The organism is Vibrio ichthyoenteri ATCC 700023 (genome assembly GCF_000222605.1).
GTDB classification, from domain to species: domain Bacteria; phylum Pseudomonadota; class Gammaproteobacteria; order Enterobacterales; family Vibrionaceae; genus Vibrio; species Vibrio ichthyoenteri.
This window is the reverse complement of sequence record NZ_AFWF01000282.1, coordinates 24,924-30,923: the sequence shown is the minus strand read 5'-3', so window position 1 is coordinate 30,923 and position 6,000 is coordinate 24,924. Positions and strand designations below refer to the sequence as shown.

Annotated in this window: 7 protein-coding genes; 1 reads left to right on the top strand and 6 read right to left on the bottom strand. The window is 43.5% G+C overall.

Annotated features, from left to right (window positions below):
- The 6 genes from RH85_RS23340 to ectA form a co-directional block, all read right to left on the bottom strand.
- On the bottom strand, positions 1–314 hold a 314-nt coding region (locus RH85_RS23340), incomplete at its 3' end, for a hypothetical protein (protein ID WP_006714293.1).
- 737 nt (positions 315–1,051) lie between these two features.
- Entirely contained in the window at positions 1,052–1,519 is a 468-nt protein-coding gene (locus RH85_RS18725) for a GIY-YIG nuclease family protein (protein ID WP_241210426.1), read from the bottom strand.
- Between the two features lie 231 nt (positions 1,520–1,750).
- A complete protein-coding gene (locus RH85_RS22660) occupies positions 1,751–2,014 on the bottom strand; it encodes a hypothetical protein (RefSeq protein WP_006714290.1) in 264 nt (87 codons plus the stop codon).
- A 42-nt stretch (positions 2,015–2,056) separates the two neighbouring features.
- Entirely contained in the window at positions 2,057–2,443 is a 387-nt protein-coding gene (locus tag RH85_RS18715) for an ectoine synthase (protein WP_006714289.1), read from the bottom strand.
- Positions 2,444–2,452: 9 nt separating this feature from the next.
- Complete coding sequence (gene ectB, locus RH85_RS18710; protein ID WP_006714288.1) at positions 2,453–3,718, bottom strand: diaminobutyrate--2-oxoglutarate transaminase; 1,266 nt, start codon at positions 3,716–3,718, stop codon at positions 2,453–2,455.
- Positions 3,719–3,739: 21 nt separating this feature from the next.
- On the bottom strand, positions 3,740–4,294 hold the full coding sequence (ectA, locus tag RH85_RS18705; protein ID WP_006714287.1) for a diaminobutyrate acetyltransferase: 555 nt from the start codon (positions 4,292–4,294) through the stop codon (positions 3,740–3,742).
- A gap of 513 nt (positions 4,295–4,807) precedes the next feature.
- On the opposite strand from ectA, the gene proV reads away from it, so the two are divergent.
- Positions 4,808–5,995 (top strand): glycine betaine/L-proline ABC transporter ATP-binding protein ProV, encoded by a 1,188-nt coding sequence (gene proV, locus RH85_RS18700; protein WP_006714286.1) that lies wholly within the window; start codon positions 4,808–4,810, stop codon positions 5,993–5,995.
- Positions 5,996–6,000: the final 5 nt, after the last annotated feature.

Genomic DNA, 6,000 nt, shown 5'->3' with positions numbered 1-6,000 from the left:
TAAGTTCGTAATTTACAACGTGCACCTAACTTCAAAAGCCACAAGTTTAAGGGTAGTAATATTATGCTACCGACTATCCATAAGGCGTCATGCAGATATGGAAAAGCCACCCCACCTTTAAGAAGGTTCAACCCAACGGTAGCCTCTAGTAAACCGCCAATTAACAGAAGAACGAAATACAAGGGGATATATACTACTGAAACTATCCATTGGAATATTTCCATTGAAATCAGGTCATTATGAAGCAAGTACGCCAGATATGCTTGAACAATAGAAAAGATGGAAGCTACTAATATCATTCCTTGATTTATCATTTTTCACCTTAGAACATAACGCCGCATTAAGTGGTGAACAACGCGACCACCCAACCTTAAACCTTGCCACATTTAGCACTGAAGCTGACCCAGACTGAAATCGCCAAGCGTTGAGAATCCGTCTTAAATGCTTTGTTATGTTTTAGCACAATTCGTTGATTTACTTGGCAAAGAACTGAAGTGTAGACCTAGTTTTCTGAACTAAATCACAACCTAGCACTAGCTTGACCGGCAGATGTGCCAAACCAACAACGAGTAAGCCCACCTCCCTGACAATGAGGCAACTCGACCAAGCCTCAACAAGCGCCCTTTCTTAGCAAAAGCAGCGCAGAACAATGGTGATTTGCCGAGGCTACTGCCAAGGTTATTGGCTGATTGGGAAATACGCCCAAAGCGACTTTGAGCCAGAAGAACCTGACTACCGAACCACCCGAAAACTCGAATGAAGCAACCCGCGAACATTGGCATGTTTTACGGGTTAAGTGATTTAAGAAAGGAACGATAATAGTGATTTGCTGAGTCTACTCCCAGCGAATGGCTAGAGGGGCAAAGAACGACTCAAAGGCATTTAAGCCATTGAAATTCCATTAAAACATAACGCCGCATTAAGTGGTGAACAACGCGACCACCCAAGCCTAAACCTTGCCACATTCAGCACTAAAGCTGACCTGAACTGAAATTGCCAAGCGTTGAGAATCCGTCTTAAATGCTTTGTTAGCTGAATTGCCAAAGCGATCCTATTTATTGTTCCCACCTTGCTTACCAAAAGCAGGCTTCAAGTCATACGACATCGCATCCTCAATGAGTTGAATGACTTCTATTGGAGCGTCATATTCAAGAATACGAACCTCATACTTGCCATTAAACCATTGATACATGTGCAGAGAGTAAGTTTTGTTGGGGCAATCAACCAAGTGTTGCCTTAACCGTTTACGTAAACCGGTAGTTGAAGAGCCAACATATAGAACATGTGATGGGCTATTTACTTTGCTACATGCTTTCAGCTTTTTCCGCTTAAAATCTACGAATGTTTCAAACGTACTGTCAGCACATCCATCAACTTCTTTGATGATATAGATCCCTTTATCAATATCTGGAATCTCATCAACGCTAGCAACCGTAAAATCAGATTTTGGCTTCGCTGCTTTAGCGGTTTCACAATCTCTAATCAGTCTATCCAAGTATTCCATTACTATTGTTTTCATCCTATTCAGCTAACGCTCTCTATACGTCTAAAAAGAGCTTTTTCTCGCCTAATTGTGCCATTTTTTATGCGGGATAGAATTATGAAGATTCACATAAGTCACAAAAATACTTAATTTTTTATCGAATCTCAAATTGCAATTGAGTTTTAGACGCTTGGAAGATCCTTAATTCGGCGGAAGGGAGGAAAACCACCAGTATGTATAAATAACCAGCTATTCTGCTGCCTCTCATTATAAGCTTTTTACATTCAGCTTTATAGCGTTAGCGTTAGCGTTAGCGTTAGCGTTAGCGTTAGCGTTAGCGTTAGCGTTAGCGTTAGCGTTAGCGTTAGCGTTAGCGTTAGCGTTAGCGTTAGCGTTAGCGTTAGCGTTAGCGTTAGCGTTAGCGTTAGCGTTAGCGTTAGCGTTAGCGTTAGCGTTAGCGTTAGCGTTAGCGTTAGCGTTAGCGTTAGCGTTAGCGTTAAAAGCTGTACTTATTCTAATGCAAAAAGCCAAGGAAATACCTTGGCTTTAAGAGTAAATCGACGCTCATTGGATTTAGTCAACGAGTGGGTATACGCCGTCTTTATCGTGTGTTTCGCGGCCAGTGATCGGCGGATTGAACACGCAAGCCATCACCATTTCTTTATCTTTGTAAGCGCGTAGATAATGTTCATCATGCTTATCTAGGATGTAGAGTGTACCTGGTTTAATTGGGTACGTTTCACCACCGACGACTTCGATTTCGCCTTCACCACTCATGCAGTAGACTGACTCTAGGTGGTTTTTGTAGTGGATATGCGTTTCTGTATTTTCAAATATCGTGGTGATATGGAAAGAGAAACCCATATTGTCGTCTTTGAGCAACATACGCACGCTTTCCCATGTCTGGGAAACTACGCGTCGATCGCTATCTCGGCACTCGGCTAATGTTCTAACAATCATGTCTAATCCTTATGATGCTTTCTTGATCAGTTTTGCCGCTACGTTATCGACAGCTTTTTCGAAAATTTTCATGCCTTGATCCATTTCATTTTGTGTAATGGTCAGAGGACAGAAAAACTTCACAACTTCATCATTTGGGCCGGCTGTCTCGATAACCATGCCGTTAGCAAAGCACTCACGTGCAATTAATGTGGCTGTTTCACCCGCACTACATTCGATGCCAATCATCAAACCACGGCCTTTTTGCTGTTCAAATTGCTGTGGGTAGCGCTTCAGCACACTTGTTAGTGTGGCTGACACTTGGGCTGAACGAGCCGCTATGTTCTCTTCTAACGCGTTATCAGACCAGAAAAGCGCTAGTGCGCGCGCGGCAGTAACAAATGCGTGGTTGTTACCGCGGAATGTTCCGTTATGTTCGCCCGGTTTCCATGCATCAAGTTCGGGTTTTAGTAGAACAATAGCCATAGGTAAACCATAGCCACTAATTGACTTAGACAACGTCACTATATCGGGCTTAATTCCCGCAGGTTCAAAGCTAAAGAAGGTACCAGTACGGCCACATCCAGCTTGGATGTCATCCACAATCAGTAGGACATCATTGTTACGGCAGATTTTTTCTAGACGTTGCAACCATTGATTAGAAGCCACGTTTAAGCCGCCTTCACCTTGAACGGTCTCTAGTAGCACTGCAGCAGGTTTATCGAGACCGCTTGATGCATCGGTAAGCATGGTTTCAAATAGGCTCAAACCATCAATACCGGCATAGCCTTCATAAGGAAGACGGGTCACGCCTGCTAATGGCATACCGTTGCCACCACGGTGGTGCTGGTTACCGGTTGCAGCAAGCGCACCTGCGGTACAGCCGTGGAAACCGTTGGTAAACGCAACGACGTTTTGGCGACCTTTCACTTTTCTTGCCAGCTTGAGCGCAGCTTCTACGGCGTTAGTGCCCGTTGGTCCGGTAAATTGTACTTTGTAATCTAGGGATCTTGGTTGGAAAATGTATTTGTTCAGCGCGACAAGAAAGTCAGCTTTCGCATTGGAGTGCATGTCCAAACCATGAGTGATGCCATCCCCTGTAATGTACTCCACCAACGACGCTTGAAGCTCTTCGTTATTGTGGCCGTAATTAAGGGAGCCTGCACCGGCGAGGAAGTCGAGATAGCGCTCTCCCGTGTTGGTTTCAAGCCAACTACCTTTGGCTTTGTTGAAAATGACTGGAAAGCTGTTTGAATATGAGCGTACTTTTGACTCATGCTGATTAAAAATATCCATAATGGAACCGTAAATTAATCCTTATTTGTGAGTTATTCGTAGAGGGATGCGAAACAGGTATTCCGTGTCGTGATCACCATAGAAATGCTGCGTTTGGTCGAGAAAAACCGACACGCTACCGTTACCACCATGTTCGCGATCCAATTTTTTAAACAGTGCCCAAGAACCTTGATTGTCTTTGGTAATCGTCGTTTCGACATACTCGACACCTTCTGCCACGAGACGAGAAAGCAGTTCAGTAAGCATCTGATAAGCGAGCCCCTGCCCTCGAAACTTTTCATCAACGGCGACTTGCCAAACAAACAGTTCATTCGGTGACTGAGGTTTGATGTAAGCAGAAATAAATCCCGCAGCCGAGCCATTACATTCGGCTAGGACACAAGTATCGCTAAAATGAGAAGCTTGGAGAAAATTGCAATATGCAGAGTTTGTATCTAAGGGAGGGCTATTGGCGATCAATGCATGGATACGATTTCCATCATTGATCGTTGGCCTTCGAAAACGAAATGTTCGTTTTGTAGGTTTTGTGTTTGCGTTCAGCACCCATGGTGCTGATGTAATCATGTTAGGGCGCATAATCCTTTGAGCTCTAAGTTAGTTCCCTTTTATTATTGATCATACCTCACACATCAGATCAAGGAGAGTTTAATATCGCACCAATTTACGTGACGCGAGTCACAAATAAAATGCAAAACTATGATAATGAACTTATTATCATTAAATGATGCCGTTTTTTTAGCCTCAAAGTAGTGTTTGACAATCGACTCACCCTATTGATAAAGCGCTCCCCAAAAAAGACCCAAAAACAACCTAATCAATATAAATCAATATAAATCAATTACATATGTAAAATAGTATTCAATATTCAGCAGGTATTAAAACCCTCTATATGCTCTAAAAATAGGTTGATCATGCCAACATCACTAAATATTAACATTTTAGGATTAATCCTATAATAACAACAACTTATTGCAAACCCTTCAATTTCCACCTTTAATTTGGAAATAAGGCCATGTTGATTTATTACTATTTTTTACTTAGAGTACAAAGGTTTTTCAAAATGACCACACAGATATTAAAGGACTCAAAATGTCGCCCATACTGGAAGTACAAGGGTTATACAAAGTATTTGGAGAGAATCCACAGCAGGCTTTTTCTCTTATCGAGCAAGGTGCGGATAAAGACAGCATTTTTGAACAAACCGGCCTAACGGTTGGCGTGCATGATGTCTCTCTTTCGATTAACGAAGGCGAGATTTTTGTCATTATGGGGCTCTCAGGCTCCGGAAAATCAACCTTAGTTCGTTTACTAAACCGCCTAATAGAACCAACCAAAGGCAGTGTGTTGCTACGCGGTAAAGATATTGCTCATATCTCTGAAGATGAACTGCGTGAAGTGCGCAGAAACAACATTTCGATGGTGTTCCAAAATTTTGCTTTAATGCCACACATGACCGTGATTGAAAATGCGTCATTTGGCCTTGAGCTTGCGGGTGTGGAAGTGCAAACACGTCAAACTTCTGCTCTGTCAGCATTAGCTCGTGTGGGACTAGATGCCTACGCGGATTCTTACCCAGATGAACTCTCTGGTGGTATGAAGCAACGAGTGGGTCTAGCCCGCGCTTTGGCATGCGACCCTGATATTCTCCTGATGGATGAAGCTTTCTCAGCGCTCGACCCTCTTATCCGTACCGAAATGCAAGATGAGCTTATCCGGCTGCAAAATGATGACAAGCGTACCATTGTATTTATTTCTCATGATCTTGATGAAGCGATGCGCATTGGTGACCGTATCGCTATTATGCAAGATGGTGTGGTGGTTCAAGTTGGAACACCCGATGAAATCTTAAATAATCCTGCCAACGATTATGTAGAAGCGTTCTTCCGCGGTGTAAACATCGCCAGTGTCCTAACCGCCAAAGACATTGCACGCAAAAATCCCGCGGCGGTGTTTAAAAAATCGGAACATGATGGCCCCGCCTCTGCGCTGCAAATTCTCACAGACAATGATCGCGAATTCGGCGTGGTGGTTGATAAAGCCAACCAATTTTCTGGCCTGGTATCGATCGAATCGCTGCGCCAAGCGCACAAGGAAAATCGTTGCTTGGTTAGCGCACAGCTTGAATCCACCATCACACTGTCACCTGAGCAGCCCATCAACGACATTTTAGGTGATGTCGCTGGCGTTTCTTACTCGGTACCGGTTGTCGATGAACACGGCCAATACTTCGGCATTGTATCGAAATCACGTTTACTTCAAGCTCTGGATAGGGATTAATCACG